The sequence below is a fragment of the Nocardioides sp. LHD-245 genome, assembly GCF_030929495.1.
Lineage (GTDB): Bacteria > Actinomycetota > Actinomycetes > Propionibacteriales > Nocardioidaceae > Nocardioides.
In genome coordinates this window covers 147380-166060 of record NZ_JAVFWN010000017.1, presented here as the reverse complement: position 1 = coordinate 166060, position 18681 = coordinate 147380, and the positions used below count along the sequence as shown (strand labels likewise).

Annotated in this window: 15 protein-coding genes; 2 read left to right on the top strand and 13 right to left on the bottom strand. The window is 72.2% G+C overall.

What is annotated here, in order from left to right:
* Positions 1-378: 378 nt before the first annotated feature.
* From argH to argC, 10 genes are read right to left on the bottom strand one after another with little or no spacing between them, the layout of a single operon-like run.
* Positions 379-1827: an argininosuccinate lyase gene (argH, locus tag RB608_RS23535; RefSeq protein ID WP_308090506.1), complete on the bottom strand. Its 1449-nt coding sequence runs from the start codon at positions 1825-1827 to the stop codon at positions 379-381.
* Positions 1824-2297 (bottom strand): NUDIX domain-containing protein, encoded by a 474-nt coding sequence (locus RB608_RS23530; protein ID WP_308090505.1) that lies wholly within the window; start codon positions 2295-2297, stop codon positions 1824-1826. Before RB608_RS23530 ends, argH begins: the two co-directional genes overlap by 4 nt.
* Before the next feature lies 1 nt (position 2298).
* Positions 2299-3729: an argininosuccinate synthase gene (gene argG / locus RB608_RS23525; RefSeq protein ID WP_308090504.1), complete on the bottom strand. Its 1431-nt coding sequence runs from the start codon at positions 3727-3729 to the stop codon at positions 2299-2301.
* A 1-nt stretch (position 3730) separates the two neighbouring features.
* A complete protein-coding gene (locus RB608_RS23520) occupies positions 3731-4255 on the bottom strand; it encodes an arginine repressor (protein ID WP_308090503.1) in 525 nt (174 codons plus the stop codon).
* 1 nt (position 4256) lies between these two features.
* Positions 4257-5183 carry an ornithine carbamoyltransferase gene (gene argF, locus RB608_RS23515; protein ID WP_308090502.1) on the bottom strand — a complete coding sequence of 309 codons (927 nt, stop codon included), beginning with the start codon at positions 5181-5183 and terminating at the stop codon, positions 4257-4259.
* A complete protein-coding gene (locus RB608_RS23510) occupies positions 5180-6403 on the bottom strand; it encodes an acetylornithine transaminase (protein WP_308090500.1) in 1224 nt (407 codons plus the stop codon). The genes argF and RB608_RS23510 overlap by 4 nt, the downstream gene beginning before the upstream one ends.
* Entirely contained in the window at positions 6400-7335 is a 936-nt protein-coding gene (gene argB, locus RB608_RS23505; RefSeq protein WP_308090499.1) for an acetylglutamate kinase, read from the bottom strand. The genes RB608_RS23510 and argB overlap by 4 nt, the downstream gene beginning before the upstream one ends.
* Positions 7332-8492 (bottom strand): bifunctional glutamate N-acetyltransferase/amino-acid acetyltransferase ArgJ, encoded by a 1161-nt coding sequence (gene argJ, locus RB608_RS23500; protein ID WP_308090498.1) that lies wholly within the window; start codon positions 8490-8492, stop codon positions 7332-7334. Before argJ ends, argB begins: the two co-directional genes overlap by 4 nt.
* A gap of 29 nt (positions 8493-8521) precedes the next feature.
* A complete protein-coding gene (locus RB608_RS23495) occupies positions 8522-8923 on the bottom strand; it encodes an ACT domain-containing protein (RefSeq protein WP_308090497.1) in 402 nt (133 codons plus the stop codon).
* Positions 8920-9975, bottom strand: coding sequence for an N-acetyl-gamma-glutamyl-phosphate reductase (argC, locus tag RB608_RS23490; protein ID WP_308090496.1), 1056 nt, complete (start codon positions 9973-9975; stop codon positions 8920-8922). Before argC ends, RB608_RS23495 begins: the two co-directional genes overlap by 4 nt.
* A 102-nt stretch (positions 9976-10077) precedes the next feature.
* Here argC and RB608_RS23485 point away from each other — a divergent pair, with 102 nt between their 5' ends.
* Complete coding sequence (locus tag RB608_RS23485) at positions 10078-11112, top strand: ATP-binding cassette domain-containing protein (protein ID WP_308090495.1); 1035 nt, start codon at positions 10078-10080, stop codon at positions 11110-11112.
* A complete protein-coding gene (locus RB608_RS23480; protein ID WP_308090494.1) occupies positions 11112-11954 on the top strand; it encodes an ABC transporter permease in 843 nt (280 codons plus the stop codon). Before RB608_RS23485 ends, RB608_RS23480 begins: the two co-directional genes overlap by 1 nt.
* A 5-nt stretch (positions 11955-11959) precedes the next feature.
* Here the strand turns inward: RB608_RS23480 and RB608_RS23475 are convergent, their stop codons facing one another.
* Genes RB608_RS23475 through pheS form a run of 3 tightly spaced genes read right to left on the bottom strand, consistent with a single transcriptional unit; the run spans position 11960 to position 18667 of the window.
* The gene (locus RB608_RS23475) at positions 11960-15037 is read right to left on the bottom strand and encodes a BTAD domain-containing putative transcriptional regulator (RefSeq protein ID WP_308090493.1); all 3078 of its coding nucleotides are present in this window, start codon (positions 15035-15037) and stop codon (positions 11960-11962) included.
* Positions 15038-15047: 10 nt separating this feature from the next.
* On the bottom strand, positions 15048-17546 hold the full coding sequence (gene pheT, locus RB608_RS23470; RefSeq protein ID WP_308090492.1) for a phenylalanine--tRNA ligase subunit beta: 2499 nt from the start codon (positions 17544-17546) through the stop codon (positions 15048-15050).
* Positions 17543-18667, bottom strand: a complete 1125-nt coding sequence (pheS, locus tag RB608_RS23465) for a phenylalanine--tRNA ligase subunit alpha (RefSeq protein WP_308090491.1) — start codon at positions 18665-18667, stop codon at positions 17543-17545. The genes pheT and pheS overlap by 4 nt, the downstream gene beginning before the upstream one ends.
* Positions 18668-18681 lie beyond the last annotated feature (14 nt).

The window sequence follows — 18681 nt, the reverse complement described above, 5'->3', positions numbered from 1 at the left end:
AACTGTCATCAGAATCATCATTGCCGAAAACACACACCCAAACCATCAAGATCCGAGTGCACACAAACGTCACAACAATCTATGCATGACACACTGTTGAGTTCTCAAACATCACACGCACTCGCGCCTCCGACCCTGTTGGGCCTTCGGTCGCGGGGCAACCTGTGAAACGTTACTGGTTCGGATCCCGCTCGTCAACTCCGGTCTTCTGGAGTCTCAGAGCCGGGTCTGAACCGTGTTGCAGACACCGTCGAGACGGTGTGCGGACGTAGCGAAGCCCTCTTGTTTGAGGCCTTGCCCCGGAGGTCTTGCTGCGTTCCCCGCAACGAGATGAACATTAACAGCACCTGTCCCCCTCGTTGCAAATCGGGGTGGCCCTCAGCGGCCGGCGCGGGTCTCCTGGACGCGTTTGCGCAGGTCAGCGAGCTGTTCGGCGACGCGCGCCGGTGCGGTGCCGCCCCGGCCGTCACGCGACGCGACCGATCCCTCGACCGTCAGGACGGAGCGGACATCGGGCGTGAGGTGGGGCGAGATGGCCGCGAACTGGTCGTCGGTGAGCTCGTCGAGCTCGATGCCGCGACCCTCGCACGCGCGCACGCAGGCGCCGGCGAGCTCGTGGGCGACGCGGAACGGGACTCCCTGCTTCACGAGCCACTCCGCGATGTCGGTGGCGAGCGAGAAACCCTGGGGCGCGAGCTCGCCCATCCGGTCCGTGTCGAACACCAGGGTCGCCACCTGGCCGGTGAACGCTGGCAGGAGCACCTCGAGGGTGTCGACGGAGTCGAAGACCGGCTCCTTGTCCTCCTGCAGATCGCGGTTGTAGGCGAGCGGGAGGGCCTTGAGGGTCGTGAGCAGCCCGGTCAGGTTGCCGACCAGGCGGCCCGCCTTGCCGCGGGCGAGCTCGGAGATGTCCGGGTTCTTCTTCTGCGGCATGATGCTCGAGCCCGTCGACCACGAGTCGTGGAGCGTCGCGAAGCCGAACTCCTTGGTCGCCCAGAGGATGATCTCCTCGGCTATCCGGCTGATGTCGACGCCGATCTGGGCGGCGACGAATGCGAACTCGGCGACGAAGTCGCGCGACGCCGTCCCGTCGATCGAGTTGGCCGTCGAGCCGGTGAACCCGAGTTCCCGGGCGACCAGCTCCGGGTCGAGCCCGAGGCTCTGGCCGGCCAGGGCCCCGGAGCCGTACGGCGAGTCGCCGGCCACCCGGCGTCGCCAGTCGGCGAGCCGGTCGACGTCACGGAGCAGGGCCCACGCGTGCGCGAGCAGGTGGTGGGACAGCAGGACGGGCTGGGCGTGCTGCAGGTGGGTGCGGCCCGGCATGATCGCGGGTCCCCCGCCCACCGAGGTCAGGTGCTGCTCGGCCTGACCGGCGAGCGCGTCGACCAGGTCGAGGACCAGTTCGGCGACGGCGACCGAGTGGTCGAGCAGGTAGCACCGGAACAGCGTCGCGATCTGGTCGTTGCGCGAGCGTCCGGCCCGCAGCTTGCCGCCCACCTCGGTGCCGACCTCCTCGATGAGGAGCCGCTCGAGCGCGCCGTGGACGTCCTCGTCGGAGGGGTCCGGCCGCAGCGAGCCGTCGGCGAACCGGCGGGCCAAGGCGTCGAGCCCGCGGTGGAGCTCGGTCTCCTCGTCGGCGGTGAGCAGGCCGGCCGCGCCGAGCGCCTTGGCGTGCGCGTGCGACCCGGCGATGTCGTACAGCCCCAGGCGCCAGTCGAAGTGGGTCGAGCGGGACAGCGCCTCGAGCTCCGGCGACGGACCGCCCGCGAAGCGGCCGCCCCACAGCTTGCCGCCCTGCGTCTGCCCAGCGGTGCTCGCGTCGTTCATGAAGTTCCTCCCCGGACGTGCGCGATGGCCGCCCGCATCTGGTCGATCAGCCGCGGGTCGACCGCGCGGCCGTCGTCGTCGAGATCCTCAGGGGTCCACCAGGCGGCGTCGAAGATCGACTGCGACTCCAGCCGGTCGAGACCGTCGAAGCTGATGGGCGTCTCGTCGAGGGCGAGCGCGAACAGCGTCGAGTCGTTGACGTAGGCGCGCCCGTCCCAGGAGAACTCCACCTCGAACGTGCCGAACGGCGCACCGAGCTCGGCGGGGTCGACGACGATGCCCGTCTCCTCCCGCAGCTCGCGGGCGGCGGCCCGGGCGAGGGTCTCCCCCTCGTCGGCGGCTCCCCCGACGGTGAACCAGTAGCGCACCTCCGGCACCGCCGGGTCGCAGCCGAGCAGCAGGAGGACCTTGCCCTCGCTGCTGACCGGCAGCACCCGCGCCACCGTGCGCCGGGTCGGCTCGTGGTGCACCTCAGTCGGTCCCGAGCTCCATGGCGGCCTCCTCGAGGATCGCCTCGCCCTCGTCGCCGCCGTCGGGGTTGGCGGTGATCTGATCGTAGCCGCCTGCCGGCAGCTCGCCGAACAAGGTGCCGTGCTCGACCAGGACCGTGCCCTGGTCGAGGGGCTGGGCGGCGTACGCCTCGAGCTTCGCGCGCGAGTCGGCGATGTCGAGGTTGCGCATGGTGAGCTGGCCGATGCGGTCGGTCGGGCCGAAGGCGGCGTTCTCGACGCGCTCCATCGAGAGCTTCTCCGGGTGGTAGGAGAAGTTCTCGCCCTCGGTGCGCAGGATCGTGTAGTCGTCGCCACGACGCAGCCGCAGCGTCACCGTGCCGGTGACGAGCGAGGCGATCCAGCGCTGGATCGACTCCCGCAGCATCAGCGCCTGCGGGTCGAGCCAGCGGCCCTCGTAGAGCAGGCGGCCGAGCTTGCGGCCCTCCAGGTGGTAGTTGGCGAGGGTGTCCTCGTTGTGGATCGCGTTGAGCAGCCGCTCGTACGCCGCGAACAGCAGCGCCATGCCGGGCGCCTCGTAGATGCCGCGGGACTTCGCCTCGATGATCCGGTTCTCGATCTGGTCGGACATGCCCAGGCCGTGGCGACCCCCGATCGCGTTGGCCTCGACGACCAGGGCGACCGGGTCGTCGTACCGACGGCCGTTGACGGCGACCGGCCGGCCGGCCTCGAACGTGATCGACACGTCCTCGGTCTCGATCGCGACGGACGGGTCCCAGAACTTCACGCCCATGATCGGCTCGACGATCTCGAGCGAGACGTCGAGGTGCTCGAGGGTCTTGGCCTCGTGCGTCGCACCCCAGATGTTGGCGTCGGTGGAGTAGGCCTTCTCGGTGGAGTCCCGGTAGGGCAGGCCGTGCGCGACGAGCCACTCGCTCATCTCGTGGCGGCCGCCGAGCTCGGCGACGAAGTCGGCGTCGAGCCACGGCTTGTAGATGCGCAGCTCGGGGTTGGCCATCAGGCCGTAGCGGTAGAACCGCTCGATGTCATTGCCCTTGTAGGTCGAGCCGTCGCCCCAGATGTTGACGTCGTCGGCCTGCATGGCGCGCACGAGCATGGTGCCGGTGACGGCGCGGCCGAGCGGGGTCGTGTTGAAGTAGGCCTTGGCGCCCGAGCGGATGTGGAAGGCGCCGCACGCCAGGGCGGCGAGGCCCTCCTCGACCAGCTGGGGCTTGATGTCGACAGCGCGGGCGATCTCGGCGCCGTACTCGCGGGCCCGGACGGGGACGCCGGCGATGTCGGGCTCGTCGGGCTGACCGATGTCGGCCGTGTAGGTGCACGGGATCGCACCCTTGTCGCGCATCCACGCCACGGCCACGGAGGTGTCGAGGCCGCCGGAGAAGGCGATGCCGACGCGCTCCCCCTGGGGAAGGGAGGTCAGGACCTTGCTCAACTCATGGTTCCTTTCGGGTGTCGCCCTCGGCGAGTGCGGTGAACTTGTGGGCCAGGGCGTCTCCCCCGGCAGGATCGCGCCCGATCACGAGCACAGTGTCGTCGCCCGCGATGGTCCCGAGCACATCGGAGAGCTCCACCTTGTCGATCGCGCTGGCCAGGAACTGCGCCGCACCCGGCGGAGTGCGCAGGACGACCAGGTTGGCGCTGGCCTCGGCGCTGACCAGCAGCTCGGAGGCCAGCCGGGACAGCCGGTGCTGGGAGGCGGCGCTCTCCCCCGTGACAGGTGAGCGGTCGCCGCCCTCGGCGGGGACCGCGTAGACGAGGGCGCCGCTCGCCGAGCGGACCCGGACCGCGTCGAGCTCGACGAGGTCGCGGCTGAGCGTGGCCTGGGTGACGTGCACGCCCCGGCCGCCGAGGAGGTCGGCGAGCTCGGGCTGGGAGCGCACCTCGCGGGTCTCCAGGAGCTCGACGACGAGCGCCAGTCGGGCACTCTTCGTCATCGGGGTCAGGGCGTGCTCGTTCATGTCAGGACCGCCGGCCCTCGAGCCAGGTCAGGATCGCCTTCTGCGCGTGACGACGGTTCTCGGCCTCGTCCCACACGACGCTGCGCGGGCCGTCGAGGACCTCGGCGGCGATCTCCATCCCGCGGTACGCCGGCAGGCAGTGCAACACCATGGCGTCGGACTTCGCGGCGGCGACCAGGTCGGGCGTCACCGACCAGGGGCCGAAGACCGCGCGCCGCTCGGACGCCTCGTCCTCCTTGCCCATCGACACCCAGGTGTCGGTGATCACGATGTCGGCGCCGGCGACCGCGTCGCGCGGGTCGGCGACAGCCGTGCCGGATCCGCCGGTGGCGGCTCCGATCTCGCCGGCCCGATCGAACATCGCGGGCGCGGGGACGTAGCCGCTGGGGCCACTGATCCGCACGTGCATCCCGGCGGTGGCGCCGGCGAGCAGCCACGAGTTGCCCATGTTGCAGGCGCCGTCGCCGAGGAAGGTCGCGGTCAGGCCCGCCAGCTCGCCCTTGCGCTCCCGGATCGTGAGCAGGTCGGCGAGCAGCTGGCACGGGTGGAAGTCGTCGGTCAGCGCGTTGACGACCGGGACACCGGCGTACGCGGCCATCTCGTCGAGGCTGGCCTGCGCGTAGGTGCGCCACACGATCTGCGCGGCCTGGCGGCCGAGCACCCGGGCGACGTCGGCGACCGACTCGCGCTTGCCGATGCCGGCCAGGGTGCCGTCGACGAGCATCGGGTGGCCGCCGAGCTCGGCGATGCCGGCGGCGAAGGACGCCTGGGTCCGCAGCGTCGGCTTGTCGAAGATCATCGCGACGGTGCGGGGCCCGGCGAGCGGCTTGCTGTCGTAGGGGTGCGCCTTGAGGTCCGCGGCCAGGTCGAGCACCTCGGCCTGCTCGGCCGGGGTCAGGTCGTCGTCGCGGAGGAACGAGCGGGTCACGGTGTCACTCCCGTCTGGTCGAGCCCTGCGTGGTCGAGGATGCGGGGCCACGCGGCGAGGAACGCTTCGGCGTCCGCGTCGGTGAGAACGAGAGGGGGCGCGATCCGGATCCGCTCGGGGGTGGCGGCATTGACGATGAAGCCGGCGTCCTGCGCGGCGGCGACGACCTCGGCCGCCTTCGGCTCGACCAGGGTGAGCCCGACGAGCAGGCCCGCTCCCCTGGTCTCCCGCACGCGGGCATCGGTGCCGACGCCCGCACGGAGCCGAGCACCGATCGCGGTTGCGCGCGCCAGCAGGTCGTCCTCGGTGAGCACGTCGAGGACAGCGAGCGCGGCCGCCGCCGCGACCGGGTTGCCGCCGAAGGTGGTGCCGTGGTTGCCCGGGTCGAACAGCTTGCCGGAGCCGTGGGTCGCCAGGCAGGCGCCGATGGGGATACCGCCGGCGAGGCCCTTGGCGACCGTGACGATGTCGGGCGTGACCGGCGCGTCGACGAGCGCCGGGTTCTGGTGGGCGAACCAGGCGCCGGTCCGGCCGACGCCGGTCTGGATCTCGTCGAGCCAGAGCAGCGCGCCGTGCTCGTGGGCGATCCGCTGGGCGGCGGGCAGGTAGCCGCGCGCCGGCACGATCACCCCGGCCTCCCCCTGGATCGGCTCGACGAGCACCGCGGCGGTATCGACGTCGACGGCGGCGGCGAGAGCGGCCTCGTCGCCGTAGGGCACGAACACGACGTCGCCGGGCAGCGGCTCGAAGGGTGCCCGGTAGGCCTCCTTGGAGGTCAGCGCGAGCGCCCCCAGAGTGCGGCCGTGGAAGGAGCCCTCGGTGGCGACGATCTTGGTCCGTCCGGTGCGCCGGGTCAGCTTGAACGCCGTCTCGTTGGCCTCGGAGCCCGAGTTGGTGAAGAACACCCGAGCGTCGGCCCCGAGCAGCCCGACCAGGCGCTCGGCGAGGGTGATCTGCGGTGCGCTGGCGAAGAAGTTCGAGATGTGACCGAGGGTCTGCAGCTGCTCGGTCACGGCGGCCACGAGACGCGGGTGGGCGTGACCGAGCGCGTTGACGGCGATGCCGCCGAGCAGGTCGACGTACTCACGGCCGTCGGCGTCCCACACGTGGGCGCCCTCACCCTTGACCAGGACCGTCTTGGGCGGGCCGAAGGTGTTCATGAGCGCGCCGGCGTAGCGCTCGGTCCACTCGGTCGTGCTCGGGGTCGGGGTCGTCGTCACTTCAGGGCCTCCCGGGCCTTGCGGGTCTTGGTGGTGACGCCGGGCAGCACCTGGGTGCCGACGCCCTCGTCGGTGAACAGCTCGAGCAGGACGGCGTGGGCCTGGCGCCCGTCGACGACCGTCGCGCGCTTCACGCCGTCGCGCACCGCCTGGAGGCAGGCGCTCATCTTGGGGATCATGCCGCTGGCGAGCGACGGGAGGATCTCCTCCAGCGCCTCCGGGCTGATCTCGCCGATGACCTCCTCGGGATCGGGCCAGTCGAGGTAGAGGCCCTCGACGTCGGTGAGGACGAGGAGCTTCTCGGCACCGAGGGCGGCGGCGAGCGAGGCGGCCGCGGAGTCGGCGTTGACGTTGTGGACGACACCGTCGATGTCGGGTGCGACGCTGGAGACGACCGGGATCCGGCCGGCCTCGATCAGGTCGAGGACCGCCTCGGGACGGACCTGGGCGACCTCGCCGACCAGGCCGAGGTCGACCTCCTCGCCGTCGACCACCGTGCCGGTCTGCTCGGCGGTGAACAGCCCGGCGTCCTCGCCGGACAGCCCGACCGCGAGCGGGCCGTGCTCGTTGATCAGGCCGACCAGCTCGCGCTGGACCTGACCGACGAGCACCATCCGCACGACGTCCATCGCCTCGGGCGTGGTGACCCGCAGGCCGCCACGGAACTCCGACTCGATGCCGAGCCGGTCGAGCATGGTGGAGATCTGCGGACCGCCGCCGTGGACGACGACCGGGCGGAACCCCGCGAAGCGCAGGAACGCGATGTCCTCGGCGAAGGCCCGCTTGAGGGTGTCGTCGGTCATGGCATTGCCGCCGTACTTAATCACGACGACCTTGCCGTGGTAGGCCTTCAGCCAGGGCAGCGCCCCGGCGAGGGTGTGGGCCTTGAACTGGTCGGGCTTGCCGGGCTCGTGGGTCTCGATGTCGCTCATGAGGAGTACGCGCTGTTCTCGTGGACGTAGGCATGGGTCAGGTCGTTGGTCCACACGGTCGCCTCGGCGTCGCCGGCCTTGAGGTCGATGGTGACGGTGACCTTGCGGGCGGACAGGTCGACCAGCGACGGGTCCTCCGCGGGGGCGCTGTTGCGGCAGACCCACACGCCGTTCATCGCGACGTCGAGGTCGGCCGGGTCGAACTCGGCCCGCGTCGTGCCGACGGAGGCGAGGACGCGGCCCCAGTTGGGGTCCTTACCGAACACGGCGGCCTTGAACAGGTTGCTCCGCGCGACACTGCGGCCGACCTCGACGGCCTCGTCCTCGCTGGCCGCGTTGATCGTCGTGATGGCGATCTCGTGGTCGGCGCCCTCCGCGTCGGCGAGCAGCTTGACCGCCAGCGACGTGCAGACCTCGGTGAGCGCGGCGGTGAAGTCGGCCAGGCCGGGGGCCACGCCGGAGGCACCGCTGGCCATCAGGGTGACCGTGTCGTTGGTGGACTGGCAGCCGTCGGAGTCGAGCCGGTCGAAGCTGACCCGGGTGGCGGCGCGGAGCGCGGCGTCCAGATCGGCGGCGGGTACGACGGCGTCGGTCGTGATGACCACGAGCATCGTCGCGAGGGCCGGTGCGAGCATGCCGGCGCCCTTGGCCATGCCGCCGATCGACCAGGCGGCCCCGTCCGGACCGGTGACGACGACCTGCTTGCTGACCGTGTCGGTCGTCATGATCGCCTCGGCCGCGTCGTCACCGCCGTCGGCGGAGAGCCGGGCGTGGAGGGTGCCGACGCCGTCGAGGAGGAGCTGTCGGTCGTTGACCAGCCCGATCAGGCCGGTGGAGCAGACGACGACGTCACCGGCGGCGACACCGACGAGCTCGCCGACCTTCTCGGCGACCTGGTGGGTGGTCTGGAAGCCCTCGGGGCCGGTGTAGCAGTTGGCCCCTCCGGAGTTGAGGACGACGGCGCGCACGACGCCGTCCTTGACGACCTGCTCGCTCCACAGCACGGGGTTGGCCTTGCAGCGGTTGCTGGTGAAGACCGAGGCGGAGTCGAACGTGGGGCCCTGGTTGACGACCAGGGCGAAGTCCTTCTTCCCGGTCGACTTCAGGCCGATCGCGGCGCCGGCGGCGACGAATCCGGCGGGATGGGTGACGCTCATGGGTGGTGGTGTTCCTTCGGTGCGGAGGGTCAGGCGGGGACGGCGGGGGCGACGGTGTGCCCCGATCGTCGCCAGACATCCTCAGCGCGGTCGGCCATGCCGGTCGGCACCAGGATCCAGTCCGTGGTGAAGGTGGAGAGCGTGAAGACCGGGATCTCGGCCTCGGCGAGCGGTGTCAACAAGCCGGCCAGGACGCCGACGGCACCCAGGTCGAGCTCGCCGTCGACGCAGAACGCGGTGAACGGCTTCTGGTGGCGGGCCTTCTTCGGCACGCTCCGGCCGGCACACACCAGCGAGGTCTCGGCTGCCGTCGCGGTGATCGAGAAGACCGACGACGACTCCGCCCACAGCGGAATCTCGGCCCCGGCCGGCAGCCGGACGACGGCCAGCGTCTCGGGATAGCGGGAGAGGGAGTACGTCTGCTCGGTCATGGCGCCAGTCCCACCGTCGTGAGGCCCGTGGTCTCGTCGAGACCGAGGGCGAGGTTCATGCACTGCACGGCGGCGCCGGCGGTGCCCTTGGCCAGGTTGTCGACCGCGCCGACGGCCACCAGCCGGCCGGCCGCCTCGTCGACGGTCACCTGCAGGTGCACGGCGTTGGAGCCGAGCACCGCCTGGGTCTGCGGCCACTGGCCCGCCGGCAGCATGTGGACGAACGGCTCGTCGGCGTACGCCTTGGCGTAGACCGCGTGGGCCTCCTCGGCGCTCGCCGGGCCGGCGAGAGGAGCCGAGCAGGTGGCGAGGATGCCTCGTGGCATCGGGACCAGCAGCGGAGTGAAGCTGACCTTGACGCTCTCCGGACCCCCGGCCACGAGCCTGCCGAGGTTCTGGACGATCTCGGGCGTGTGCCGGTGGACCCCGCCCACGCCGTAGGCGCTCGCGTTGCCCATCACCTCGCTGCCGAGCAGGTGCGCCTTCGCGGCCTTGCCAGCTCCACTCGTGCCGGAGGCGGCCACGACCACGACGTCGGGGACGACGAGTCCGGCGGCCACGGCCGGGGCGAGGGTGAGCGAGGAGATCGTCGGGTAGCAACCGGGGACCGCCACCCGCTTCGCGCCGCGCAGCGCGTCCCGGCCGCCGGGCAGCTCGGGCAGGCCGTAGGGCCAGGTCCCGGCATGGGGGCTGCCGTAGAAGCGCTCCCACGCCACGGCGTCCTCCAGCCGGAAGTCGGCGCCGCAGTCGATGACGACGACGTCCGGGTCGTGGGCGGCGAGCTTCTCGGCGAGCGCGCCGGACTGTCCGTGCGGCAGTCCGAGGAAGACGACGTCGTGACCGGCGAGGACGTCGACGGTGGTCGCCTCGAGCACCCGCTCCGCCAGCGGCAACAGGTGGGGCTGCAGCGCTCCGAGCCGCTCCCCCGCGTTGCTGCCCGCGGTGATGGCGCCGACCTCGACGCCGGGGTGACCCAGCAGCAGGCGCAGCACCTCGCCTCCGGCGTACCCACTGGCGCCGGCGACGGCGACCTTCACCTTGCTCATATGCATAAACATACAGGGTCCTGCATGAAACCGCTATTGGGGGCGACTGAAACCGCGGGCCGGTCCGGTGAAGCCGAACTGAAACCCGATCCTCCCAGGCTGGGGTCCATGAACGACACCCTCCCCTCTCCGACGCCCCGCGACGACCTCGCCGTCGACGCGACGGGCCTGGTCAAGACCTTCGGTCGCCCAGGGTCCAGTGTTTTCCGCGCCGTCGACGGCGTCGACCTCCAGGTCGTCCGCGGCGAGGTCTTCGGCGTGCTCGGCCCCAACGGCGCCGGCAAGACCACCATGCTCTCCATGCTCGCGACCCTGCTGCCCATCGACGGTGGGCGCGCCTCCATCTTCGGTGTCGACGTCGTGGACCAGCCGCACCGGGTCCGGCAGCTGCTCGGTGTCACCGGCCAGTACGCCTCGGTCGACGAGAACCTCACGGCGACCGAGAACCTCGTGCTCTTCGCCCGGCTGCTGGGCCACCGATGGCCGGCCGCGCGCACGATCGCGGCCGACCTGCTCGAGCGCTTCGGCCTCACCGAGGCGGCGACCCGGCAGATCAAGAACTTCTCCGGCGGCATGCGGCGCCGGCTCGACCTCGCCGCGTCGCTGATCTCGCGTCCGCCGCTGATCTTCCTCGACGAGCCGACCACCGGCCTCGACCCGCGCACCCGTGGCCAGATGTGGGACACCATCCGGGAGCTGGTCGCGCAGGGCTCGACGATCCTGCTGACCACGCAGTACCTCGACGAGGCCGACCAGCTGGCCGACCGGATCGCGGTCATCGACGCCGGTCGCAAGGTCGCCGAAGGGACGCCCGAGGAGCTCAAGGCCGGCGTCGGCTCCTCGACCCTGCACCTGCGGCTCACCGACCGGACCCAGACCGCTGCGGCGGCCGCCGTGGTCGAGCGCGCACTCGGCGAGGCGCCGGTGCTCACCCCGGAGGCCGGCGGGCTCAACGTCCCGCTCGCCAACGCCGACGGCGCCGGCGACGTGCTCATCGCGCTGCGCCAGGCCGAGCTGTCCATCACGACGGCGACCGTGCGCCAGCCGACGCTGGACGAGGTCTTCCTCGCCCTGACCGGGCACCACAGCGAACCCACCGAGAACGACCACCAGAACGACCACGAGACCGAGGAGGTCGCCTGATGACCGCAGTCACCGAGAGCCCGCAGGCTCCCCCGGCGGTCCGCGCGGCCGTCGTACCGGAGGACCTGGCGAGCCGGCCGTCCCTGCGCGAGACCGTCGACCAGACCCTGGCGATGGCCTGGCGCGCGACGAAGAAGATGCGCCGCAACCCGGAGCAGTTCTTCGACGTGACCATCCAGCCGCTGCTGTTCACCGCGATGTTCGCCTACATCTTCGGCGGCGCGATCTCTGGCAGCGTCAAGGACTACCTGCCGCTGATCATCCCCGGCATCCTGGCTCAGACCGCGCTCACGACCTGCATGGCGATGGGTACCCAGCTGCGCGAGGACATGGACAAGGGCGTCTTCGACCGCTTCCGCTCGCTGCCGATCGCCCGGATCGCTCCACTGGCCGGGCCCGCGCTGGCCGACGTCATCCGCTACACGATCGCGGCGACCCTGACCATCCTGGTCGGCATCGCGATGGGTTACCGGCCCGGCGGCGGCGTCCTCGGCACACTGGGCGGCTGGCTGCTGACCATCGTCGCGGCCTGGTCGCTGGCCTGGATCTTCACCTGGCTCGGCACCGTGGCCCGCTCCGCGCAGGCGGTGCAGGGCATCTCCATGATGATCATGTTCCCGTTGACGTTCCTGTCCAACGCCTTCGTCCCGGCCGAGTCGCTGCCGGGCTGGCTCGAGGCGTTCGTGAAGGTCAACCCGGTCTCGCACGTGGTCACCGCGTGCCGCGACCTGATCAACGAGGGCCAGGTCACCGCGGAGGTCGGCTGGGCGCTGCTCGGCTGCGCCGCCGTGGTCGCGATCTTCGCGCCGCTGGCCGTGCGGTCGTACTCGCGGAAGCTCTGACCGAACTAGCCCAGCAGCCGTGCGACGACGTCGCGGGTCTCGTCCATCAGGGCGTGCCCGCGGCGTTCGCCGTACTCGGCGGCGAGAAGGGCCAGCTCGCCCGGCGCCGCCTCCTCGCAACGGGCCACGGCCCGGTCCCACGAGAGGGACGGCACGAAGCGCGGGTACGACAGCCGCTCGGCCAGTGCCAGCAGCCGGATCGCCTCGGCGGGCCGCAGCGTGCCGTAGCGCAGGGCCCAGGTACCGAGCGCGAAGAGCATCAGGCCGACGACCGGCACGTCGACGAAGATGCGCTCGCGGTCGATGACGCGCGGCAGCGCCCCGACGAGCCAGCGGTAGAGCTCGCGCCCCTGGGCCGGCCGATCGTGGAGGGCGAACGCCAGGATCGCGACGGTGTTGCCATAGATCCGCCACGGCGCGATGTCGGCGTCGGCACCCAGGCCCGGAAAGCGGACCTCCGCCATCGCCTCGGCGGCCTGCTGGACGATCCGGCAGCCCTTGTCCACGTCGCCGCGGGCGAAAGCGATCTCGGCCTGGGTGACCAGGAGCGTGCCGCGGGCGCTGTAGCCACCGCCGCCGGAGGCCAGGTCGGTGCGGGCGACCACCTCGTCGAGAGCCCGCTCGGCGGCGTCGGGATCGCCGCGCTCGATCCAGGCGACCGCCGAGACCGTCATCGCCTGGAGCGCGTCCTCGTGGGCGCCGAGCCGGACCAGGATCGGTACGGCGGCCCGCGCGTGGGGCTCGGCGTCACCGAGGCGCCCGACCTGGCTGTAGAGCCCGGCCAGCTGGGCGTGGAGCACCGCGCGCGTCCAGGGCCCGCCGTCGTCGGTGGCGAGCACCAGCGCGGCCTCGGCGGCCGCGATCGCCGCGTCGGGGTCGCCGATGTTCTCGCGCTCGTGGCTGCGCCACTGGAGTGCGACCGCGCGGACCATCGGGTCCGGGTCGTGGACCAGCGCGTCGGAGGGCGAGAGCAGGGGGCTGGCCGCCGGGGCGTTCGCGCCGAGGACCACGGTGGTCATCGCGGCGACGCGCGGGCTCGTCGTACCGGGGCCGAGGCGGGCGAGCTCGCCGAGCAGGTCGTCGAGGACGTCGAGCTGGGCGATCCACGAGTTGACCAGGGTCAGGCACAGCGCCGCCCGGGTCTGGTCGGCCCGCTCCGGCGCGGCCGGCGCGTCGACCAGGACGCCGGCGACCGGCTCGCAGAGCATGATCACGCGGGCGTGCTCGCCTCGGATGCTCCAGAAGCCGCCGAGGGTCGCCATCAGCGCGGCGACCGCGTCGGGGTCCGGCGCGGCCAGGGCCCGGCGCAGGGCGTCGGCGAGGTTGTTCTCCTCGATCGCGACCGCGTCGACGGCGGCGACCTGGTCGCGGGTGAACAGCTGCGCCCCGAGCCGGTCGGCGAGAGTGATCGCCCAGTCGCGGTGATCGCGCTGGGCGACGCTCTCCTCGCCCGCATCGACCAGCCGCATCCGGCCGAACTCGCGCACGGTCTCGAGCATCCGGTAGCGCAGCGTCGCCCCGGCCCCGCCGTCGATCAGGGTCAGCAACGACTGGGCGACGAGCTCCTCGACGCTGACGAGCGCGTCCTCACCCAGCATCGCCTCGGCGGCGGCGAGGGTGAAGCCGTCGTGGAAGACCGAGAGCCGCCGCAGCGCGCGGCGATCGCGGTCGGCGAGCAGGTTCCAGGACCAGTCGATGACGGCCAGCAGGGTCTGGTGCCGGTCGGGCGCGCTGCGGTCGCCGCCGCGCAGCAGCGCGAACCGGTTCTCGAGCCGGAGCGCGATGTCGTCGACCGACATGGCGCGGACCTTGACCGCGGCCAGCTCGATGGCGAGGGGCAGGCCGTCGAGGCGCTCAGCGATCTCGGCGACCGCGGCGTCGGGCAGCGCGACGCCCGGCCGCGCGGCGAGCGCACGCTGCCGGAACAGGTCGCTCGCGTCGGCCGCACCGAGGCGACTCAGCTCGAAGACGTGCTCGGCGGTGATCGCCAGTGGCGCGCGGGTCGTGGTGAGCACGCGCAGCGACGGCGTCACCGCGACCAGGAAGGCGACCAGGTCGGCGACCGCCTCGACCAGGTGCTCGCAGTTGTCGAGCACCAGCAGAGCCGGCGCCTGGTCGAGCTGCTGGGCGATCCGGGACCGGACGTCCCGCTGCTGCGCGGAGGTCAGCACCTTGCGGCCGTGCACGGAGTCGCGGACGCCGAGAACCGAGCCCACCTCGGCGACGACGTCAGCCGGGTCGACGATGCCGACGAGCTCGACCACGTGGACCACCGGTTGCTCGGCCTCGGCAGCGACGAGCTGGGCGAGCCGGGTCTTGCCCAGGCCGCCGGGTCCGACGATCGAGACGACCCGGTGGGTCCGGACGAGCGCACGCAGCCGGGCCAGGTCGTCATCGCGGCCGACCAGGCTGCTGGCGTAGTGGCTCAAGCCGGAGCGGACCGGCCGGTCACGCTGCAGCAGCTCGCCGTGCAGGGCCTGGAGCTCCGGGGCGGGATCGACACCGAGCCGGTCGGCCAGACTCTCGCGGTAGGTCTCGTAGCGGGCGAGCGCGGCGGGCACGCCGCGGACGGCTGCCTCGCTGCGCAGCAGCGCCGCGAGGCAGGCGTCGTCGCGCTCGGCACCGATCGCCTCCAGCAGCGGGAGCGCCTCGTCGTGGCGGCCCAGCGCCGAGAGGATCCGGCCGGCCAAGGCCGGCTCGCCGTCGAGGTGGTCCAGCTGCGCGACCGCCTCGCTCCACGTGCCGGCCGCGGCGGCCCGGCGGGCCGCGTCGACCGCATGGTCGCGGATCCAGACGTCGACGTCCGCCGTGCCGAGAGTGAGTCGGTAGCCGTGACCGGCGCGCTCGACGACCCCCGGCGCGGTCGCGGACCGAGCTCGGGAGACGACCACCTGCAAGGCCTTGGTCGGGTTGGCCGGCGGCTCGTCGCCCCAGATCTCCTCGATCAGGCGCTCCTCGCCCACTGTCTTCCCGCGGGCGTCGGCGAGCACCGCGAGCAGAGCGCGGGTGCGCTCACCTGGGACGGCCGCACCGGCCCAGGTGACCTCGCCGGCCAGCCGCAGTCGCGGCCCCGGCCTCACCACCGCCCCGGACTCAGCGTTGGACCGCTCCGGTCAGCTCGGCGGCGCGGGCCACGGCCGCGGCACGTGCGGCGCCGGTCTCGGCCTCGGTGAGGGTCCGGTCCGGTGCCCGGAAGCGCAGCGCGAAGGCCAGCGACTTCTGGCCCTCCTCGATCTGCGCGCCGGTGTAGACGTCGAACAGTCGGATCGACTCCAGCAGGTCGCCGGCACCCTCGCGCAGAGCCGCCTCGACCGCCGCGACCGTGACGCCGGCGTCGACGACGAGAGCGACGTCCTCCTTGGCGACGGGCATGGTCGAGAAGTCCGGGCCCAGGGTGACGTCGGCGGCCGCCGCCATCAGCGCGTCGAGGTCCAGCTCGACCGCAGCGCTGCGGGCCGGGAGGCCGTAGGCCGTGCACACGCTCGGATGCAGCTCGCCCGCGTGGCCGAGCTGGACGCCGTCGACACTGATCAGCGCGCACCGGCCGGGATGCCAGGGCATCCGGGAGGACGAGGCGACATCGACCCGCACACCGAGATCGGCCGCGAGGCGTCGTACGACGGCCAGCGCGTCGCTCCAGCCGGCGTCGGTGCCGGGGCCCCACCAGCCGGCCCGGCGGCGCTCGCCCGCGAGGACGACGGCGACGTGCTGCGGCTGCACGGGCAGCGCCTCGACCAGCTTGTCGAGCTCGGCCGCGGACGGCCGGGTGTGCACGCCGTAGATCGGCGCAGGGCCGTTGTCGGCGGGGAAGGCGACGGTGCCGGTCTCGAACAGGGCGACGCCCGGCGCTCCGCGGCCGACGTTGCGGGAGGCGGCCTCGAGCAGTCCGGGCAGCAACGTCGTGGTGTAGGCCGGCTCCTCGCTGGACAGCGGGTTCGCCAGTCCCACGGTCACCCGAAGCGGGTCGTCCGCGGGGAGGCCGAGCTTGTCGAAGGTCGCCTCGCCGACGAACGGGAAGCTGACGACCTCGACCAGACCGGCGCCGGCGAGGGTGCGGCCGATCCGGCGGCGCAGCCGCTGGGTGCGGGTCAGGCCACGCCCGGTCGCGCGGCGCGGCAGCACGCTCGGCACCTGGTCGTAGCCCACGATGCGGACGACCTCCTCGACCAGGTCGTAGGGGTCGTTGATGTCGGGACGCCAGGTCGGCGGGGTGACCTCGATGGTGTCGGCATCCTGCTCGACGACGGTGGCGCCGATGGCCCGCAGGCTCTCGACGGTGGTCATCGCGGTGATGTCGATGCCGCTCAGCCGAGCGGGGAGGTCGGTCGCGATGGTGACGACGGGACGTCGTGGGGCGACACCGACGAGGGTGAATCCCGGCTCCGCCGTCGCGCCGCCGTACTCGACGAGCAGCTCGACCACGCGGTCGGCGGCGGCGCCCGGCAGCAGCGGGTCGACGCCGCGCTCGTTGCGCTTGCCGGCCTCGGAGGTCAGCTTGTGACGCTTGCCGGTGCGGAACATGGAGACGGCGTCCCAGTGGGCCGCCTCGATCAGGATCCGGGTGGTGGTCTCCGACATCTCGGTCGTCGCGCCGCCCATCACGCCGGCGAGGCCGATCGGGCCGGAGTCGTCGGTGATGACGAGGTCCTCGATCGACAGCTCGCGGACCGTGTCGTCGAGCGTGGTGAGCCGCTCGCCCTCCCGGGCCCGGCGGACCCCGAGGGCTCCCGCCACCTTGTCGGCGTCGTAGCCGTGGATCGGCTGGCCGAGCTCGAGCATGACGTAGTTGGTCACGTCGACGGCCAGCGAGATGGAGCGCATGCCGGCCTGCTCGACGCGGCGCTTGACGAACTCCGGCGTCGGGGCGGCCGGGTCGAAGCCGCTGACGAGGCGGGCGGCGAAGACCGGGCAGCCGATCGCGTCGTCGACGACGACCTCCCAGGCCTTGCCGTCGGACTCGGGGAGCTCGCGCTCAGCCGGGTCGGCGAAGGGCACGCCGAACCCCAGCGCCGCCTCGCGGGCGACGCCGCGCAGGGAGAGGGCGTAGGCGCGGTCGGGGTTGATCTCGAACTCGATGACCTCGTCGTCGAGCCCGAGCAGACCGAAGGCGTCGTCGCCGGGGGCTCCGGCGTCGGGCGGCAGCACCAGGATGCCGTCGTGGTCATCGCCGATGCCGAGCTCGCGGACCGAGCAGATCATGCCGGCCGAGACGTGGCCGTAGGTCTTGCGGGCGGAGATCTCAACGGCACCGGATCCTTGGTCACCCGGCAGCACGCCGCCCGGGAGGATGACCACCACGAGGTCGCCGGGCGCGAAGTTATGGGCGCCGCACACGATGCCCTGGGGTTCGCCCGTGCCGTTGGCGTCACCGACGTCGACGGTGCACCAGTTGATCGTCTTGCCGTTCTTCTGCGGCTCGGGCTCCATCGTGAGCACCTCGCCGATCACCAGCGGGCCACGGATCTCCGCGCCGGCGGCGTGGATGCCCTCGAGCTTGAGGCCGAGCGCGGTCAACCGGTCGGTGAGCACCTCGGTGGTGACCTCGGCGGGCAGGTCGACGAGCTCCCGGATCCAGGAGACAGGGGCCTTCACAGTTCACTCCCGAATGCCGTCGTGAAGCGCACGTCGCCCTCGAAGAGGGTGCGCAGGTCCTCCAGACCGTGCCGGAACATCAGGGTCCGGTCGATGCCCATGCCGAACGCGAAGCCCGAGTAGCGCTCGGAGTCGATGCCGCAGGCCTGGAGCACCCGTGGGTTGACGATGCCGCAACCGCCCCACTCGATCCAGCCCTCGCCACGGCACGTGCGGCAGGTGTCGGGGCCGTCGCCCTTGAGACCGGTCCCACGGCACACGAAGCAGGTGAGGTCGACCTCGGCCGACGGCTCGGTGAAGGGGAAGTACGACGGCCGGAAGCGGGTCGTGATGCCCTCGCCGAACATCTGGCCGGCGAAGTGGTCGAGGGTGCCCTTGAGGTGGGCCATCGAGATGCCCTCGTCGATCGCCAGCCCCTCGACCTGGTGGAACATCGGCGAGTGGGTGGCGTCGTACTCGTCGGTGCGGAAGACGCGGCCCGGACACACGACGTAGATCGGGGCGTCCTCGGTGACACCGCGGGTCAGCATGGTGCGCGCCTGGACCGGGCTGGTGTGCGTGCGCAGCACGACGTGGTGCTCGGCGGGCTCGGTCCAGAAGGTGTCCTGCATGGTCCGCGCCGGGTGGTCCGGGCCGAGGTTGAGCGCGTCGAAGTTGAGCCACTCGGCCTCGATGACGGGGCCTTCGGCGACCTCCCAGCCCATCGCGACGAAGATGTCGGCGATCAGCTCGGCACCGGTGGTCAGCGGGTGCCGGGCGCCGAGCGGGACCTCGTCGGTGGGCAGCGTCACGTCGACGGCCTCCTCGACGAGGATCCGCGCCTCGTGCTCGGCCGCGAGCACCTCCTCGCGCGCGGCGAGCGCCTTGCTGACCGCTCCGCGGGCCTGGCCGACCCGCTGGCCGGCCTCCTTGCGGGCCTGGGGCGGCAGCGCGCCGATCTCGCGGTTGGCGAGGGCGAGCGGCGAGCGGTCACCGGCGTGGTCGCTGCGCACCGCCTTGAGCTGCTCCAGGTCGGTGGCGGCGGCGATCGCGGCCAGGGCGGCGTCGCGCGCCGCCTCGAGCTCGGCAGGGCTCACGGCGGCGACCTCCACGGGGTCGTAGTCACTGTTCGGGCCAGACATATCGGCGCCAGTCT

Coding starts and splice junctions, on each gene's coding strand:
- argH (WP_308090506.1), bottom strand. CDS start 1,827: ATGAACGACGCGAGCACCGCTGGGCAGACGCAGGGCGGCAAGCTGTGG.
- RB608_RS23520 (WP_308090503.1), bottom strand. CDS start 4,255: ATGAACGAGCACGCCCTGACCCCGATGACGAAGAGTGCCCGACTGGCG.
- argB (WP_308090499.1), bottom strand. CDS start 7,335: ATGAGCGACATCGAGACCCACGAGCCCGGCAAGCCCGACCAGTTCAAG.
- argJ (WP_308090498.1), bottom strand. CDS start 8,492: ATGAGCGTCACCCATCCCGCCGGATTCGTCGCCGCCGGCGCCGCGATC.
- RB608_RS23495 (WP_308090497.1), bottom strand. CDS start 8,923: ATGACCGAGCAGACGTACTCCCTCTCCCGCTATCCCGAGACGCTGGCC.
- argC (WP_308090496.1), bottom strand. CDS start 9,975: ATGCATATGAGCAAGGTGAAGGTCGCCGTCGCCGGCGCCAGTGGGTAC.
- RB608_RS23485 (WP_308090495.1), top strand. CDS start 10,078: ATGAACGACACCCTCCCCTCTCCGACGCCCCGCGACGACCTCGCCGTC.
- RB608_RS23480 (WP_308090494.1), top strand. CDS start 11,112: ATGACCGCAGTCACCGAGAGCCCGCAGGCTCCCCCGGCGGTCCGCGCG.
- pheS (WP_308090491.1), bottom strand. CDS start 18,667: ATGTCTGGCCCGAACAGTGACTACGACCCCGTGGAGGTCGCCGCCGTG.